The following is a 17,458-nucleotide window of genomic DNA, read 5'->3' as shown; positions in this document are numbered from 1 at the left end:
GGCCCCTCCACTGATCGGATACAGTCCGCCGCGTGTCCGAAACTCAGCACTCCGCCCCCAACTCCGCAGCGGATTCCCACTGTTCAAGCTGCGGCGCGCCCTACGGAGAGGGCGTCTCCGGCTGGCCCCGCACCTGCCCTGCGTGCGGCGCCGTGGCCTACCGCAATCCGCTGCCGGTAGCGATCGCGCTCCAGCCCGTGTACGACAGCCAGGGCACCGCCCTGGTCGTCATCACCCGAACCGTCGCCCCCGCGCGCGGAGGCATCGCCCTGCCCGGCGGCTACATCGACGACCGCGAGGACTGGCGGCAGGCCGTCGTCCGCGAGCTCAAGGAAGAGACCGGCATCGACGCAGCCGGCCGCGACGTACGCCTCGTCGACGCGATGAGCTCCCCAGGCGGCCATCTGCTGCTGTTCGGGCTGCTTCCGGAACGGCCGGCCGACCGCCTGCCGGCCTCGGCCGCCACGGACGAGACGGAGGGCTGGCACCTCCTGCGCAGGCCGGAGGAGCTCGCCTTCCCGTTGCACACGCTGGCCGTCAGGGCGTTCTTCGAGGGCCGCTACATCTGAGCCGAAGGCTCATCGAGCCCTCGTATGCGCACCGGACGAGGCGAGGCGATCATGCCGTTCTCGCCCTCCAACTCGACGACCAGCTCTCGGCCTTCCCAGCGGGTGACATACCGCTCGATCTCCGCCTCGTCCTCGCCGTCACCGGCGTCCGGCACGACCAGCCCGCCCCCGGTGCGTCCAGGGGCGGGCGCCCACACGTCCAGTTCCAGCCCGCCGTCGTCCCCACGCACGGGGACGACGGCACCCGAGCGTGCCAGCACCGGGACCCGGGACAGGGGCGCGTCCACGAGAACCTGCCCCGGCCCCTCGTAGGCTCGCCCCGTCGCGGTGTCGTACCAGCGCCCTCGCGGCAACTGCACCGCACGCCGGTCAGCTCCCGGACCCAGCACCGGTGCCACCAGCAGACAGTCGCCCAGCAGAAACGCATCCTCGCAGTCGCGCAGCGTGCGGTCCTCCGGAGCCGACCACCACAGCGGACGGACGTACGGCGCCCCTGTGCGCCGGGCCAGATGCGCCAGCGTCACGAAGTACGGCAGCAACCTGCGGCGCTCGACGAGTGCCACGCGCGCGTGCTCCAGCACCTCGGGACCGAATTCCCACGGCTCCCTGCGCCCCGCCCGCAGACTCGCGTGCGTACGGAACAGCGGCAGATGGGCGGCCAACTGGAACCAGCGCAGATACAGCTCCGGCGACGGACTCCCGTCGAATCCGCCCACGTCCGGCCCCGAGTACGGCACCCCGCACAGCCCGAGGCCCATGACCAGCGACAGCGACGCCCGCAGCCCCGGCCAGCCTGTGGCCACGTCCCCGGACCAGGTCCCCCCGTAGCGCTGCATGCCGACCCACCCCGAACGGGAGAAGACGAAGGGCCGTTCTTGGGGTGCCAGTTCGAGCAAGCCCTCGTAGCCGGCCCTGGCCATGCACAGGCCGTAGACGTTGTGGGCCTCCCTATGATCCCCGCCTCGCCCTTCCAGGGAGTGCCGGGCCGAACGCGGCAGCGTCGCCTCCCCGAAGGCCGCGAACGAGGTCGGCTCGTTCATGTCATGCCAGAAGCCCGAGAAACCCTGTGCAAACCGCTCCTCGTAGAGCCCAGCCCACCACTTGCGTACGCGCGCGTGCGTGAAGTCCGGGAAGACCGCTTCCCCGGGCCAGACGACTCCCCGCACGGGCCGGCCCGAGGCGTCCCGTACGAACGCGTCCTCGGCCGTCCCGCTGTCGTACACGGCATTGCCTGGCGCGGCCTTGACCGCCGGGTCGACGATGGAAACCAGGCGCACACCCTCCCGGCGCAGGTCCTCGGCGAGCTGCGGCAGTTTGGGGAAGGCATCCTGATCGACCGTGAACACCTGGTGCTCGTCGAAGTGGTCGATGTCCAGATGAACCGCGTCCAAAGGCAGACCACGCTCCTGGTAGCCCGAAACGATCCGCCGGACCTCCTGCTCGCTGCCGAAACCCCACCGCGCGTGATGGTGGCCCAGCGCCCACGCCGGCGGTAGAGCGGGCGCGCCGGTGAGTGCGGCCCAGGCGCGCAGCACGCGCGCGGGGGTGCCCACCATGACCCAGCAGCGCAGCGGACCGCCGTCCATCCGCACCTCGCACGTCCCCGCCCTGTCGTGCCCGGATCCTGCGCCCTCCTCGCCCTCCCGCAACGTCACCGTGCCGTCCCACGAGGTGTCGTGGAACACCAGGTGCGTGGCCGCGTCGGCCACCACGACCTGCACGGGCATGGTGATGTAGAGCGGATCGTCACCAGGACCGAAGGCATGGCCCGGGTCGGTGTTCCACAGCCGGTACGTTCCATCCTTCAGCCGGGGCCCGGATGCCCTCCCACCGAGCCCGAAGAACCGCGCGTCCGCGGCCACCTCCGACCGCTGCATCCACCGTGCCGCCCCACCGTCGATGGGCTCCCACCAGCGCGGAGGCAGGTCGCGGCGCAGTGTCACGCCACCGGGCGTCTTCACCTCCACGGTGCCGTGCCGCGAGATGACGACCGTGACGCGCTCCGCCACGACCCGCCAGCCACCCTCCTTGTCGGGCTCCAGCACCGCCCGCGGATCCGGTTCCGGACAGCGACCCGCGAGCGCGTACGACGGCTCGGGAGTGGCCCCGTCCCAGCCCCAGAACACGGCACCGTTCACTGCGACGGTGACGCACAGCTCGGACCGGCTGAACCGGATGACACCGCCGCCCGGACCCGGCTGCACCTCCTGCACCGGCCCAGGTACCCGGGCACGCTCCGCACCCCGCGGCGGCAACCCCGCGGCGTCGACACGCCTCCTGCGCCACGCCGCTCGCACGGTACGCAACCCCTGGGCCGCTCCCACAGAACCGACCACCTTCATCGAACGCACCAGGTCACGACCGTTCATGCTGCTCAGCCTGCCACTGACCGCCCCACGCGCGTGCGCCGTTCAACTTCCGTTCACCCGTGCCGGGACCACATCTTCACGACACGGACTGTGTGGGGCGCACCCTGGTGTAGAAGTCGATCACATGGCATCGTCCCTGTCAGCCGCGTCACGCGCACAACCCAGCCGTGCGCGGAAGACGCACACGACGCGCACAGTCCGGGAGCCGCTCCATGTCGATCGTGAACCCTCAGCCGCTCTGGCAGCCAGATCCCCAGCGCATCGCCCGGGCTCAGGTCACCAAGTTCCAGGCCTGGGCCGCCGAGCACCACGGCGCCCCCTCCGAGGGCGGCTACGGGGCACTGCACCGCTGGTCGGTCGACGAACTGGACACCTTCTGGAAGGCCGTCACGCAGTGGTTCGACGTACGCTTCTCCACGCCGTACGCGCGCGTGCTGGGCGACCGTTCGATGCCCGGTGCCCAGTGGTTCCCCGGCGCCACCCTGAACTACGCGGAGCACGCCCTGCGAGCCGCTGAGACCCGCGCCGATGAACCCGCACTCCTGTACGTGGACGAATCCCACGAGCCGAGCCCTGTGACCTGGTCCGAGCTGCGCCGCCAGGTGGGGTCCCTCGCCACCGAGCTGCGCGCCCTCGGCGTGCGCCCCGGCGACCGCGTCAGCGGCTACCTACCGAACATCCCGCAAGCCGTCGTTGCCCTCCTCGCCACCGCCGCCGTGGGCGGAGTGTGGACTTCCTGCGCCCCCGACTTCGGTGCCCGCAGCGTCCTCGACCGCTTCCAGCAGATCGAACCGGTCGTCCTGTTCACCGTGGACGGCTACCGCTACGGCGGCAAGGAGCACGACCGCCGCGACATCGTCTCCGAGCTTCGCCGTGAACTGCCCACGCTGCGCGCCGTGGTGCATATCCCACTCCTCGGCACAGCTGCCCCCGAAGGTGCGCTCGAGTGGTCGGCCCTCACTGCCGCCGACGAGGAACCCGTCTTCGAGCAGGTGCCCTTCGACCACCCTCTCTGGGTGCTCTACTCCTCCGGCACGACCGGCCTCCCCAAGGCCATCGTGCAGTCCCAGGGCGGCATCCTCGTCGAGCACCTCAAACAACTCGGGCTGCACTGCGACCTGGGCCCAGAGGACCGTTTCTTCTGGTACACGTCGACGGGCTGGATGATGTGGAACTTCCTCGTCTCCGGCCTCCTCACCGGCACCACGATCGTCCTGTACGACGGCAGCCCGGGCTACCCCGACACAGGCGCCCAATGGCGAGTCGCCGAACGCACGGGAGCCACCCTCTACGGCACGTCCGCCGCGTACGTCATGGCCTGCCGCAAGGCCGGCGTGCACCCCGCGCGCGACTTCGACCTCACCAAGGTGCAGTGCGTCGCCACCACGGGATCCCCACTGCCGCCCGACGGATTCCGCTGGCTGCACGACGAGGTCCGCGACCACCTCTGGATCGCCTCCGTCAGCGGCGGCACGGACGTGTGCTCCTGCTTCGCGGGAGCCGTGCCCACCGTGCCTGTGTATGTAGGCGAACTCCAGGCCCCGGGCCTCGGCACCGATCTGCAGTCCTGGGACCCGAGCGGCGAACCCCTCATCGACGAGGTGGGCGAGCTCGTGGTCACCAACCCCATGCCGTCCATGCCGATCTACTTCTGGAACGACCCCGACGGCAGGCGCTACCACGACAGTTACTTCGACACCTATCCCGGCGTCTGGCGCCACGGCGACTGGATCACTCTCACCTCACGCGGCTCAGTCGTCATCCACGGCCGCTCCGACTCCACACTCAACCGCCAAGGCGTCCGCATGGGATCGGCCGACATCTACGAAGCGGTCGAGCGTCTCCCAGAAATCAAGGAATCCCTCGTCATCGGCGTCGAGCAGCCCGACGGCGGCTACTGGATGCCCTTGTTCGTGCACCTGGCCCCCGGAGCTGTGCTCGACGAAGCGCTCCTGAGCCGCATCAAGCAGACCATCCGCGAACAGCTCTCACCGCGACACGTCCCCGACGAGGTCATCGAAGTTCCCGGCATCCCCCACACCCTCACGGGCAAGCGCATCGAGGTCCCGGTCAAACGCCTTCTCCAAGGCACACCCCTGGAGCGGGCCGTCAACCCCGGCTCCATCGACAACCTCGACCTCCTGCACTTCTACGAGGAACTGGCCCGCAAGCGCGCCTGACCGACACCGGCCTCGGACTCGTCGCACCACGACGAGCCGGGCACGTTGTCAGTGCTGCCGGTTACTGTGAGTGAGCATTGATCGATTGCGCACACACAGGGGGAAACATGGCGCATACCAACGACCTGACGATGCGACGCGTCCTGCGCCGCGAAATCGCCGGCACGATCGGCCTGCTCACCGACGAGCACGACTTCCGTGCCATGCGGCACTACCGCAGCTTCACCTTCGACGACCACAAGATCTATCTCCAGCAGATGGAGGCCCTCCTCAGGACTCGGGCCTCCCAAGGCAGCCATACGACGATCGCACTCTTCGATCCGCAGGAGTACGCCGAGTTCTGCGCGGAAACGGGCCTCGACCCCGACAACGCGGCGAGCCGCACACGCTTCACAGCCGAACTCGCGGCCACGGGACCCACCGTCCCCTACCAGGGCCAGCCCCTCACAGACCTCGTCCCGGCCCTCGTCGACGAAGCCGTCCGACAAGCCACGTGGGAGTACGCGTCCACACTCCTGGCACGCCTCGGCGCCTGCGCCACCTGCGGCGAGGACATCGGCCGTGCGGCCTTCGTGCGCGCCTCGAGCCTCCTCGTCCGCATCCTCGACACAGCCCAGCCGGGCAGCCGGCACCTCGTCTGCAGCGTCACCGGAACCCCGGAAGCACTCGTGTCCGTCCTGCACGCCGACGAGGACACCGAGGGCGCCACGCACCTCGACGAGGCCGAAGCCCTGGAGTTCACCACGGTCCTCGCCGTCGGCCTCGCCACTCGGAGCCCAGGCGGACTCGTCATGCGGACCAGCGCCCCCGGCACGTCCGACCGCATCTACGGATGGCGCCTGCGCGGAGACGGTCTGGAACCCCTGACCGCCGGCGAGGTCTTCGACGCCTACTGCACCGACATCGAATCCGGAGACCTCATCTCCCCGGAATCCGGCGTCGACTACTGCGTGCCACCGGACCTGGGCAGTGAGGAAATGCCACCGGGCCACCACCATTGAACGCGGATGGGGCGCCCCACCAACAGGTGGAGCGCCCCATCACAACGGGCCGGCAACCATCGCGCAGACGTCCTGCTCCGACTACTCGCCCGACAGCACCGCCTGAGCGGCGTGGCGTGCCTCCTCGGCGCTGTCCGCCGCCCGCGCGGCCGCAGCAGCACGCTCACACTGCGCCAGCGTGTACTTCGCCAGCGTCGCCCGGACATAGGGAATCGACGCCGAACCCATGGACAGGGAGGTGACACCCAGACCGGTCAGCACACACGCCAGCAGCGGGTCGGAAGCGGCCTCACCACAGACGCCGCAGCTCTTGCCCTCGGCCTTCGCCGCCTCCGCGGACAGCGCGACCAGGTCGAGCAGCGCGGGCTGCCAAGGATCCTGCAGACGGGACACCGCACCGACCTGACGGTCCGCGGCGAAGGTGTACTGCGCGAGGTCGTTCGTCCCCAGTGACAGGAACTCGACCTCCTGCAGGATCGAACGCGCCCGCAGTGCGGCGGACGGAATCTCCACCATCGCACCGAACTTCGCCCGCAGCCCGGCCGCACGACAGGCGTCCGCAAACGCCTTCGCGTCAGTACGGTCCGCCACCATCGGGGCCATGACCTCGAGGTAGACCGGCAGACCCTCCGACGCCTTCGCAAGCGCCGTCAGCTGGGTGCGCAGCACCTCGGGGTGGTCCAGCAACGTCCGCAGACCCCGCACACCCAGCGCCGGGTTCGGCTCATCGGCCGGCGTCAGGAAGTCCAGCGGCTTGTCCGCACCCGCGTCCAGAACACGTACGACGACCCGACCCTCGGGGAAGGCCTCGAGAACCTGCCGGTAGGCCTCGACCTGCTTCTCCTCCGACGGCGCCTTCTTGCTGTCGTCGAGGAAGAGGAACTCGGTCCGGAACAGACCGACACCCTCGGCACCCGCTTCGACAGCGGCCGGAACGTCGGACGGTCCGCCGACATTGGCAAGCAGCGGCACCTTGTGGCCGTCGGCCGTGGCGCCCGGCCCGGTAGACGCGGCGAGGGCGGCCTTGCGCGCGGCGGCAGCGCCTTCAAGCTCCGCCTTCTTCTCGTCGCTCGGGTGCACGAAGACGTCGCCCGTGCTGCCGTCCACAGCTACGACCGTACCCTCGGTGAGCTCACCGGCACCCGGCAGCGCGACCACGGCCGGCACACCGAGTGCCCTCGCAAGAATCGCGCTGTGGCTGGTCGGCCCGCCCTCCTCGGTGACAAAGCCGAGGACCAAGGCCGGATCGAGCAGCGCCGTGTCGGCCGGAGCGAGATCGCGGGCGACAAGGACATAGGGCTCGTCGCTGTCAGGCACACCCGGCATCGGAACCCCGAGCAAACGAGCGACGATACGATTCCGCACGTCATCGAGGTCGGCCACCCGGCCGGCAAGGTACTCACCGGCACCGGCCAGCAGCTCGCGATACGCGGCGAAGGCGTCGTACACGGCACGCTCGGCAGTGCTGCCCACCGCGATACGCCGGTCCACATCCGCCATCAGCTCGGGGTCCTGGGCCATCATGGCTTGAGCCTCGAGCACAGCTTGCGCTTCGCCCCCCGCCAGATTGCCGCGCGCCATGAGGTCGGCGGCCACAGCATCTACGGCCTTCCGGGCGCGCCCCTGTTCGCGCTTCGCGTCCTCGGCCGGGATCTGCTTGGCAGGCGGCTCGAGGACCGCCGTTCCCATGTGCCGAACCTCGCCGATCGCCACACCGTGGCTGACCCCGACGCCTCGCAGCGTTGTCTCCATCTCACCCGTCTCCGATAAGGCGGCGGGCCCGGCCGCCGCAGTGGTTGTCGTCCCTACGTGCCGCCATGCGACGGCACCGAAGTCACTTCCAGACGAAGAGACTGTCGCCGGCCTTCACATCGCCGCTGTCACGCAGTTCGGAGAGGGCCTCCGCCGTTGCCTCAAGGGCCACGACCGGGCACACCGGAGACTTGCCGGCTGCCTCGACGGCCGAGGGGTTCCATCGGACGATGCTCTGGCCGCGCGTCACGGTGTCGCCCTTGTTCACAAGCAACTCGAAGCCCTCGCCGTTGAGCTGCACCGTGTCGATGCCGAGGTGGGTGAGGACACCGTGGCCCTGCTCGTCGACGACGACGAAGGCGTGCGGATGGAGAGAGACGATGACTCCGTCCACGGGGGACACAGCCTCGGACGGTTCACGCACCGGGTCGATCGCTGTGCCCGGGCCGACCATGGCCCCGGAGAAGACCGGATCCGGCACGGACGCCAGTCCAACGGCGCGTCCTGCCAATGGGGACGTCACGGTGGTCATGGGAAGCCTCCCAGGGGTGGAGATCGATATGGCCGTCGCTGCCTGTGCTGGACGGCACACTGTTCAGCAGCGTATGTCACATGAAGTGCCGGTTCCGCGCGGGCGGACCGGAGTGGTCTAGACCATACCCCAAATCGATTTGCACCCGCTCCGTGACCGCGTGTACTGTCGTACTCCTGCTTGGGGCTGAGCGACGCGACTTCGCAACCTCGCCCGGCAGCAACAAACTTGTCAGATCCTATCCTCGGGGTCACCTTCTGCATGCTCGCAGGATGGTGGTCAGGGAGCCGGAAAAACCCTGATAGAGTTTGGAAACACCGAAGGGAAGCGCCCGGAGGAAAGCCCGAGAGGGTGAGTACAAAGGAAGCGTCCGTTCCTTGAGAACTCAACAGTGTGCCAAAAATCAACGCCAGATATGTTGATACCCCGTCTACCGGCCGTCATGGTCGGGACGAGGTTCCTTTGAAAAAACACAGCGAGGACGCTGTGAACGGCCGGGCTTATTCCGCCTGGCTGTTCCGCTCTCGTGATGTGTGGTCCCGATTACGGGAAAACATTCACGGAGAGTTTGATCCTGGCTCAGGACGAACGCTGGCGGCGTGCTTAACACATGCAAGTCGAACGATGAACCACTTCGGTGGGGATTAGTGGCGAACGGGTGAGTAACACGTGGGCAATCTGCCCTTCACTCTGGGACAAGCCCTGGAAACGGGGTCTAATACCGGATATCACTTCCACTCGCATGGGTGGGGGTCGAAAGCTCCGGCGGTGAAGGATGAGCCCGCGGCCTATCAGCTTGTTGGTGAGGTAATGGCTCACCAAGGCGACGACGGGTAGCCGGCCTGAGAGGGCGACCGGCCACACTGGGACTGAGACACGGCCCAGACTCCTACGGGAGGCAGCAGTGGGGAATATTGCACAATGGGCGAAAGCCTGATGCAGCGACGCCGCGTGAGGGATGACGGCCTTCGGGTTGTAAACCTCTTTCAGCAGGGAAGAAGCGAAAGTGACGGTACCTGCAGAAGAAGCGCCGGCTAACTACGTGCCAGCAGCCGCGGTAATACGTAGGGCGCAAGCGTTGTCCGGAATTATTGGGCGTAAAGAGCTCGTAGGCGGCTTGTCACGTCGGGTGTGAAAGCCCGGGGCTTAACCCCGGGTCTGCATTCGATACGGGCTAGCTAGAGTGTGGTAGGGGAGATCGGAATTCCTGGTGTAGCGGTGAAATGCGCAGATATCAGGAGGAACACCGGTGGCGAAGGCGGATCTCTGGGCCATTACTGACGCTGAGGAGCGAAAGCGTGGGGAGCGAACAGGATTAGATACCCTGGTAGTCCACGCCGTAAACGGTGGGAACTAGGTGTTGGCGACATTCCACGTCGTCGGTGCCGCAGCTAACGCATTAAGTTCCCCGCCTGGGGAGTACGGCCGCAAGGCTAAAACTCAAAGGAATTGACGGGGGCCCGCACAAGCAGCGGAGCATGTGGCTTAATTCGACGCAACGCGAAGAACCTTACCAAGGCTTGACATACACCGGAAACGGCCAGAGATGGTCGCCCCCTTGTGGTCGGTGTACAGGTGGTGCATGGCTGTCGTCAGCTCGTGTCGTGAGATGTTGGGTTAAGTCCCGCAACGAGCGCAACCCTTGTCCTGTGTTGCCAGCATGCCCTTCGGGGTGATGGGGACTCACAGGAGACCGCCGGGGTCAACTCGGAGGAAGGTGGGGACGACGTCAAGTCATCATGCCCCTTATGTCTTGGGCTGCACACGTGCTACAATGGCAGGTACAATGAGCTGCGATACCGTGAGGTGGAGCGAATCTCAAAAAGCCTGTCTCAGTTCGGATTGGGGTCTGCAACTCGACCCCATGAAGTCGGAGTTGCTAGTAATCGCAGATCAGCATTGCTGCGGTGAATACGTTCCCGGGCCTTGTACACACCGCCCGTCACGTCACGAAAGTCGGTAACACCCGAAGCCGGTGGCCCAACCCCTTGTGGGAGGGAGCTGTCGAAGGTGGGACTGGCGATTGGGACGAAGTCGTAACAAGGTAGCCGTACCGGAAGGTGCGGCTGGATCACCTCCTTTCTAAGGAGCACTTCTAAGCCGGGCTTGCCTGGTTCAGAGGCCAGTACATCAGCGAATGTCTGATGCTGGTTGCTCATGGGTGGAACGTTGATTATTCGGCACTTTCAGTCATCTCGGGCTGCCAGTACTGCTCTTCGGAGTGTGGAACGCTGATCATGAGTGGCGAGGGTGTCGGGCACGCTGTTGGGTGTCTGAGGGTACGGCCGTTTGGCCGGGAGCCTTCGATGCCGGCCCCAGTGAACTCGAACCGGTTGGTTCGGGGTGATGGGTGGCTGGTCGTTGTTTGAGAACTGCACAGTGGACGCGAGCATCTGTGGCCAAGTTTTTAAGGGCGCACGGTGGATGCCTTGGCACCAGGAACCGATGAAGGACGTGGGAGGCCACGATAGTCCCCGGGGAGTCGTCAACCAGGCTTTGATCCGGGGGTTTCCGAATGGGGAAACCCGGCAGTCGTCATGGGCTGTCACCCATACCTGAACACATAGGGTATGTGGAGGGAACGCGGGGAAGTGAAACATCTCAGTACCCGCAGGAAGAGAAAACAACCGTGATTCCGGGAGTAGTGGCGAGCGAAACCGGATGAGGCTAAACCGTATACGTGTGAGACCCGGCAGGGGTTGCGTATGCGGGGTTGTGGGATCTCTCTTCTGTTGTCTGCCGGCAACAGGACGAGTCAGAAACCGTTGATGTAGGCGAAGGACATGCGAAAGGTCCGGCGTAGAGGGTAAGACCCCCGTAGTCGAAACGTCAGCGGCTCGTTTGAGAGACACCCAAGTAGCACGGGGCCCGAGAAATCCCGTGTGAATCTGGCGGGACCACCCGCTAAGCCTAAATATTCCCTGGTGACCGATAGCGGATAGTACCGTGAGGGAATGGTGAAAAGTACCGCGGGAGCGGAGTGAAATAGTACCTGAAACCGTGTGCCTACAAGCCGTGGGAGCGTCGGAATGTGCTTGCACATTCTCGTGACTGCGTGCCTTTTGAAGAATGAGCCTGCGAGTTTGCGGTGTGTTGCGAGGTTAACCCGTGTGGGGAAGCCGTAGCGAAAGCGAGTCCGAATAGGGCGATTCAGTAGCGCGCTCAAGACCCGAAGCGGAGTGATCTAGCCATGGGCAGGTTGAAGCGGAGGTAAGACTTCGTGGAGGACCGAACCCACCAGGGTTGAAAACCTGGGGGATGACCTGTGGTTAGGGGTGAAAGGCCAATCAAACTCCGTGATAGCTGGTTCTCCCCGAAATGCATTTAGGTGCAGCGTCGTGTGTTTCTTGCCGGAGGTAGAGCACTGGATAGGCGATGGGCCCTACCGGGTTACTGACCTTAGCCAAACTCCGAATGCCGGTAAGTGAGAGCGCGGCAGTGAGACTGTGGGGGATAAGCTCCATGGTCGAGAGGGAAACAGCCCAGAGCATCGACTAAGGCCCCTAAGCGTACGCTAAGTGGGAAAGGATGTGGAGTCGCAGAGACAACCAGGAGGTTGGCTTAGAAGCAGCCACCCTTGAAAGAGTGCGTAATAGCTCACTGGTCTAGTGATTCCGCGCCGACAATGTAGCGGGGCTCAAGCGTACCGCCGAAGTCGTGTCATTGCGATATGTACCCCCAACGGGGATCGTGATGGGTAGGGGAGCGTCGTGTGCCGGGTGAAGCAGCACCGGAAGGTAGTTGTGGACGGTTCACGAGTGAGAATGCAGGCATGAGTAGCGATTCACACGTGAGAAACGTGTGCGCCGATTGACTAAGGGTTCCTGGGTCAAGCTGATCTGCCCAGGGTAAGTCGGGACCTAAGGCGAGGCCGACAGGCGTAGTCGATGGATAACCGGTTGATATTCCGGTACCCGCTGTGAAGCGTCAAACATTGAATCGGGCGATGCTAAGTCCGTGAAGCCGCCCTGGAGCCTTCGGGCAAAGGGGAGTGGTGGAGCCGACGGACCAGACCTGTAGTAGGTGAGTGATGGGGTGACGCAGGAAGGTAGTCCATCCCGGGCGGTGGTTGTCCCGGGGTAAGGGTGTAGCCCGAGTGGTAGGTAAATCCGCCATTCATACAGGGTGAGACCTGATGCCGAGCCGATTGTGGTGAAGTGGATGATCCTATGCTGTCGAGAAAAGCCTCTAGCGAGTTTCATGGCGGCCCGTACCCTAAACCGACTCAGGTGGTCAGGTAGAGAATACCGAGGCGTTCGGGTGAACTATGGTTAAGGAACTCGGCAAAATGCCCCCGTAACTTCGGGAGAAGGGGGGCCACGCTTGGTGAGAGGACTTGCTCCTCGAGCTGGGGGTGGCCGCAGAGACCAGCGAGAAGCGACTGTTTACTAAAAACACAGGTCCGTGCGAAGCCGTAAGGCGATGTATACGGACTGACGCCTGCCCGGTGCTGGAACGTTAAGGGGACCGGTTAGTCAGGATTCGTCCTGGCGAAGCTGAGAACTTAAGCGCCAGTAAACGGCGGTGGTAACTATAACCATCCTAAGGTAGCGAAATTCCTTGTCGGGTAAGTTCCGACCTGCACGAATGGCGTAACGACTTCTCGACTGTCTCAACCATAGGCCCGGTGAAATTGCACTACGAGTAAAGATGCTCGTTTCGCGCAGCAGGACGGAAAGACCCCGGGACCTTTACTACAGTTTGATATTGGTGTTCGGTTCGGCTTGTGTAGGATAGGTGGGAGACTTTGAAGCGGGCACGCCAGTGTTCGTGGAGTCGCCGTTGAAATACCACTCTGGTCGTGCTGGATGTCTAACCTGGGTCCGTGATCCGGATCAGGGACAGTGTCTGATGGGTAGTTTAACTGGGGCGGTTGCCTCCTAAAGAGTAACGGAGGCGCCCAAAGGTTCCCTCAGCCTGGTTGGCAATCAGGTGTTGAGTGTAAGTGCACAAGGGAGCTTGACTGTGAGACCGACGGGTCGAGCAGGGACGAAAGTCGGGACTAGTGATCCGGCGGTGGCTTGTGGAAGCGCCGTCGCTCAACGGATAAAAGGTACCCCGGGGATAACAGGCTGATCTTCCCCAAGAGTCCATATCGACGGGATGGTTTGGCACCTCGATGTCGGCTCGTCGCATCCTGGGGCTGGAGTCGGTCCCAAGGGTTGGGCTGTTCGCCCATTAAAGCGGTACGCGAGCTGGGTTTAGAACGTCGTGAGACAGTTCGGTCCCTATCCGCTGCGCGCGCAGGAATATTGAGAAGGGCTGTCCCTAGTACGAGAGGACCGGGACGGACGAACCTCTGGTGTGCCAGTTGTTCTGCCAAGGGCATGGCTGGTTGGCTACGTTCGGGAGGGATAACCGCTGAAAGCATCTAAGCGGGAAGCCTGCTTCGAGATGAGTATTCCCACCCACTTGATGGGGTAAGGCTCCCAGTAGACGACTGGGTTGATAGGCCGGATCTGGAAGCACGGTAACGTGTGGAGGTGACCGGTACTAATAGGCCGAGGGCTTGTCCTCAGTTGCTCGCGTCCACTGTGTTGGTTCTGAAACCACGAACAGCCCCATGCCAGGCCACGGTATGGTGCGGCATGGTTCGACAGTTTCATAGTGTTTCGGTGGTTATAGCGTGAGGGAAACGCCCGGTTACATTCCGAACCCGGAAGCTAAGCCTTACAGCGCCGATGGTACTGCAGGGGGGACCCTGTGGGAGAGTAGGACGCCGCCGAACTCCTTTTAGAGCTCTGGCTCTTGGGCATACAGCCCGAGGGCCAGAGCTTTTTTGTGTTGAGGTAGGGTCAGGGGGCATCGTTAGGTACGTTTCCCACAGGAGGCCCCCGGGTGGAGGTCCAGGAGACTCGCGTCCAGACGGATCGAGTGCTCACCATCCCCAACATCCTCAGCATGGCGCGGCTCCTTGGCGTGCCGCTGTTCCTGTGGCTGATTCTCAGGCCTGAGTTCGGTGGGCCCAAGAGTGACGGCTGGGCCCTTCTGGTGCTGGCTCTGAGTGGCGTCAGCGACTACCTGGACGGCAAGCTCGCGCGGCGTTGGAACCAGATCAGCAGCCTGGGCCGGCTTCTCGACCCCGCGGCCGACCGGCTCTACATTCTCTCGACTTTGGTCGGCCTCACCTGGCGCGAGATTCTGCCGGTCTGGTTGACCGCTGCACTTTTGGCGCGTGAGCTGCTCCTGCTGGTGATGGTGGGCATCCTCAGACGCCATGGCTATCCGCCACCGCAGGTGAACTTCCTTGGGAAGGCTGCAACGTTCAACCTGATGTACGCCTTCCCGCTGCTGCTGCTCAGCGACGGAAGTGGGTGGATCCCGTCACTCGCTGCTATTTTCGGATGGGCGTTCGCCGGATGGGGTACAACCCTGTACTGGTGGGCAGGAGTCCTCTACGTGGTACAAGTCCGCCGCCTGGTCCGTGCGGACGCCATGGCCGATTGAACTCGCGGATTGGAGCCCGTAGCGCTCGATGGCCCGCGACGGAAAAGTGCGGGACAATCTGGACGGGTGAAGTCGGCTAGACAGTCGTCTCTTCGAGGAGGACGCTTCCGACATGAAGGCCGTCGTGATGGCCGGGGGCGAAGGCACGCGCCTTCGTCCCATGACCTCAAGCATGCCCAAGCCGCTCCTGCCGGTGGCCAACCGGCCGATCATGGAGCACGTTCTGCGGCTGCTCAAAAGGCATGGGCTGAATGAAACCGTCGTGACAGTGCAGTTCCTGGCCTCTCTGGTCAAGAACTACTTCGGCGACGGTGAAGAGCTCGGAATGGAGCTCAGCTATGCCAATGAGGAGAAGCCACTCGGTACCGCCGGAAGCGTCAAGAACGCCGAAGAGGCGTTGAAGGACGATGCTTTCCTGGTCATCTCCGGTGATGCCCTGACCGACTTCGACCTCACCGAGCTGATCAATTTCCACAAGGAAAAGGGCGGGCTCGTCACGGTTTGTTTGACGCGTGTGCCCAATCCGCTGGAATTCGGCATCACGATCGTCGACGAGGAAGGCAAGGTTGAACGCTTCCTCGAGAAGCCGACCTGGGGTCAGGTTTTCTCGGACACGGTGAACACCGGCATCTATGTCATGGAGCCCGAGGTCTTCGACTATGTCGAGGCCGACGTCCCCGTGGACTGGTCCGGCGACGTCTTCCCGCAGCTCATGAAGGAAGGCAAGCACATCTATGGCTATATCGCGGAGGGGTACTGGGAGGACGTCGGCACCCACGAGAGCTATGTGAAGGCGCAGGCCGACGTCCTGGAGGGCAAGGTCGACGTCGAGCTCGACGGCTTCGAGATCTCCCCGGGCGTCTGGGTGGCGGAAGGCGCCGAGGTGCATCCTGATGCCGTTCTCCGTGGTCCCCTGTATATCGGGGACTATGCCAAGGTCGAGGCCGGTGTGGAAATCCGAGAGCACACCGTCGTCGGCTCGAACGTGGTCGTGAAGAGCGGAGCCTTTCTCCACAGGGCCGTCGTGCACGACAACGTGTACATCGGGCAGCACAGCAATCTGCGCGGGTGCGTTGTCGGCAAGAACACCGACATCATGCGCGCGGCCCGGATCGAGGACGGCGCGGTCATCGGTGACGAGTGCCTGATCGGTGAAGAATCGATCGTCCAGGGCAATGTGCGCGTCTATCCGTTCAAGACCATCGAGGCCGGCGCCTTTGTCAACACCTCGGTGATCTGGGAGTCCAGGGGGCAGGCGCATCTGTTCGGTGCCCGTGGCGTCTCCGGCATCCTGAACGTGGAGATCACGCCCGAGCTTGCCGTGCGACTCGCCGGCGCGTATGCGACGACCCTGAAGAAGGGGTCCACCGTCACCACGGCTCGCGACCACTCCCGCGGTGCCCGTGCGCTCAAGCGGGCGGTCATCTCGGCGCTGCAGGCCAGCGCCATCGACGTACGGGACCTGGAGAACGTACCGCTGCCCGTGGCGCGGCAGCAGACTGCGCGGGGCAGTGCAGGCGGGATCATGATCCGTACGACTCCAGGAGTGCCGGATTCCGTGGACATCATGTTCTTCGACGGGCGGGGTGCCGATCTGTCGCAGGCCAGTCAGCGGAAGTTGGACAGGGTTTTCGCGCGGCAGGAGTACCGGCGTGCGTTCCCCGGAGAGATCGGGGACCTGCATTTTCCGGCCAGTGTCTTTGACTCGTACACCGGGTCGTTGCTGCGGAACGTCGATACGACGGGGATTTCGGAGTCGGGGCTCAAGGTCGTCGTCGACGCGTCGAACGGCAGCGCGGGGCTCGTGCTGCCCAGCCTGCTCGGCAAGCTCGGTGTGGACTCGCTGACGATCAACCCCGGTCTCGACGAGTCGAGGCCCACCGAGTCGGCGGATACGCGCCGGTCGGGGTTGGTGCGCCTGGGAGAGATCGTGGCGTCCGCGCGGGCCGCGTTCGGGGTGCGGTTCGACCCTGTTGGTGAGCGGCTTTCGCTGGTGGACGAGAAGGGGCGGATCGTCGAGGACGACCGAGCCCTGCTCGTCATGCTCGACCTGGTGGCCGCGGAGAGGCGTAGCGGGCGGGTGGCGCTGCCGGTGACCACGACGAGGATCGCCGAGCAGGTGGCGGCGTACCACGGGACGCAGGTGGAATGGACGACGACCTCGCCGGACGACCTGACCCGGGTCGGTCGTGACGACACGACGATCTTCGGCGGCGACGGTAAGGGCGGGTTCATCGTCCCCGAGTTCAGCAGTGTCTTCGACGGTTCGGCAGCCTTCGTGCGGCTGATCGGCCTAGTGGCGCGGACGCAGCTCACGCTCAGCCAGATCGACGCGCGGATTCCGCGGGCCCATGTCATCAAGCGGGATCTTGCGACTCCCTGGGCCGTCAAGGGACTGGTGATGCGCCGGGTCGTGGAGGAGGCGGGAGATCGCTTTGTCGACACGACCGATGGTGTTCGGGTCGTGGAGACGGACGGGCGCTGGGTGATGGTGCTGCCCGACCCGGCCGAGGCGGTTACCCATCTGTGGGCGGAGGGCCCGGACGACGCCTCCGCGCAGGCACTGCTCGACGAATGGGCGGCGGTCGTGGACAGCGCCGGCCGCTGA

Annotated in this window: 8 protein-coding genes and 3 rRNA genes; 8 read left to right on the top strand and 3 right to left on the bottom strand. The window is 64.8% G+C overall.

Annotated features, from left to right (window positions below):
* Positions 1–32 precede the first annotated feature (32 nt).
* Positions 33–569, top strand: a complete 537-nt coding sequence (locus AB5J55_RS06670) for an NUDIX domain-containing protein (RefSeq protein ID WP_369269772.1) — start codon at positions 33–35, stop codon at positions 567–569.
* Here the strand turns inward: AB5J55_RS06670 and AB5J55_RS06665 are convergent.
* Positions 560–2,938, bottom strand: coding sequence for a TIM-barrel domain-containing protein (locus tag AB5J55_RS06665; RefSeq protein WP_369269771.1), 2,379 nt, complete (start codon positions 2,936–2,938; stop codon positions 560–562). The two genes, AB5J55_RS06670 and AB5J55_RS06665, sit on opposite strands and share 10 nt — an antisense overlap.
* Before the next feature lie 212 nt (positions 2,939–3,150).
* Here AB5J55_RS06665 and AB5J55_RS06660 point away from each other — a divergent pair, with 212 nt between their 5' ends.
* The gene (locus AB5J55_RS06660) at positions 3,151–5,118 is read left to right on the top strand and encodes an acetoacetate--CoA ligase (protein ID WP_369269770.1); all 1,968 of its coding nucleotides are present in this window, start codon (positions 3,151–3,153) and stop codon (positions 5,116–5,118) included.
* 107 nt (positions 5,119–5,225) lie between these two features.
* On the top strand, positions 5,226–6,119 hold the full coding sequence (locus AB5J55_RS06655; protein ID WP_369269769.1) for a hypothetical protein: 894 nt from the start codon (positions 5,226–5,228) through the stop codon (positions 6,117–6,119).
* Between the two features lie 81 nt (positions 6,120–6,200).
* Here AB5J55_RS06655 and ptsP read toward each other — a convergent pair whose 3' ends face one another.
* Both ptsP and AB5J55_RS06645 read right to left on the bottom strand, forming a co-directional pair.
* The gene (gene ptsP, locus AB5J55_RS06650) at positions 6,201–7,871 is read right to left on the bottom strand and encodes a phosphoenolpyruvate--protein phosphotransferase (RefSeq protein WP_369269768.1); all 1,671 of its coding nucleotides are present in this window, start codon (positions 7,869–7,871) and stop codon (positions 6,201–6,203) included.
* Positions 7,872–7,953: 82 nt separating this feature from the next.
* The gene (locus AB5J55_RS06645; RefSeq protein ID WP_369269767.1) at positions 7,954–8,403 is read right to left on the bottom strand and encodes a PTS glucose transporter subunit IIA; all 450 of its coding nucleotides are present in this window, start codon (positions 8,401–8,403) and stop codon (positions 7,954–7,956) included.
* A 556-nt stretch (positions 8,404–8,959) separates the two neighbouring features.
* Here AB5J55_RS06645 and AB5J55_RS06640 point away from each other — a divergent pair.
* The 5 genes from AB5J55_RS06640 (at position 8,960) to AB5J55_RS06620 (ending at position 17,458) form a co-directional block, all read left to right on the top strand.
* Positions 8,960–10,485: ribosomal RNA gene (locus AB5J55_RS06640) — 16S ribosomal RNA — on the top strand.
* A gap of 315 nt (positions 10,486–10,800) precedes the next feature.
* Positions 10,801–13,920 (top strand): 23S ribosomal RNA (locus tag AB5J55_RS06635).
* A 94-nt stretch (positions 13,921–14,014) separates the two neighbouring features.
* A 5S ribosomal RNA gene (gene rrf, locus AB5J55_RS06630) occupies positions 14,015–14,131 on the top strand.
* The 16S, 23S and 5S rRNA genes sit together here, the layout of an rRNA operon.
* A gap of 110 nt (positions 14,132–14,241) precedes the next feature.
* Positions 14,242–14,850, top strand: a complete 609-nt coding sequence (locus tag AB5J55_RS06625; RefSeq protein ID WP_369269766.1) for a CDP-alcohol phosphatidyltransferase family protein — start codon at positions 14,242–14,244, stop codon at positions 14,848–14,850.
* 112 nt (positions 14,851–14,962) lie between these two features.
* Positions 14,963–17,458 carry a sugar phosphate nucleotidyltransferase gene (locus AB5J55_RS06620; RefSeq protein WP_369269765.1) on the top strand — a complete coding sequence of 832 codons (2,496 nt, stop codon included), beginning with the start codon at positions 14,963–14,965 and terminating at the stop codon, positions 17,456–17,458.

It is taken from the genome of Streptomyces sp. R11 (genome assembly GCF_041051905.1).
GTDB lineage: Bacteria > Actinomycetota > Actinomycetes > Streptomycetales > Streptomycetaceae > Streptomyces.
This window is presented reverse-complemented; position numbering and strand designations above follow the sequence as displayed.

Coding starts and splice junctions, on each gene's coding strand:
- AB5J55_RS06665 (WP_369269771.1), bottom strand. CDS start 2,938: ATGAACGGTCGTGACCTGGTGCGTTCGATGAAGGTGGTCGGTTCTGTG.
- AB5J55_RS06660 (WP_369269770.1), top strand. CDS start 3,151: ATGTCGATCGTGAACCCTCAGCCGCTCTGGCAGCCAGATCCCCAGCGC.
- AB5J55_RS06655 (WP_369269769.1), top strand. CDS start 5,226: ATGGCGCATACCAACGACCTGACGATGCGACGCGTCCTGCGCCGCGAA.
- ptsP (WP_369269768.1), bottom strand. CDS start 7,871: ATGGAGACAACGCTGCGAGGCGTCGGGGTCAGCCACGGTGTGGCGATC.
- AB5J55_RS06645 (WP_369269767.1), bottom strand. CDS start 8,403: ATGACCACCGTGACGTCCCCATTGGCAGGACGCGCCGTTGGACTGGCG.
- AB5J55_RS06620 (WP_369269765.1), top strand. CDS start 14,963: ATGAAGGCCGTCGTGATGGCCGGGGGCGAAGGCACGCGCCTTCGTCCC.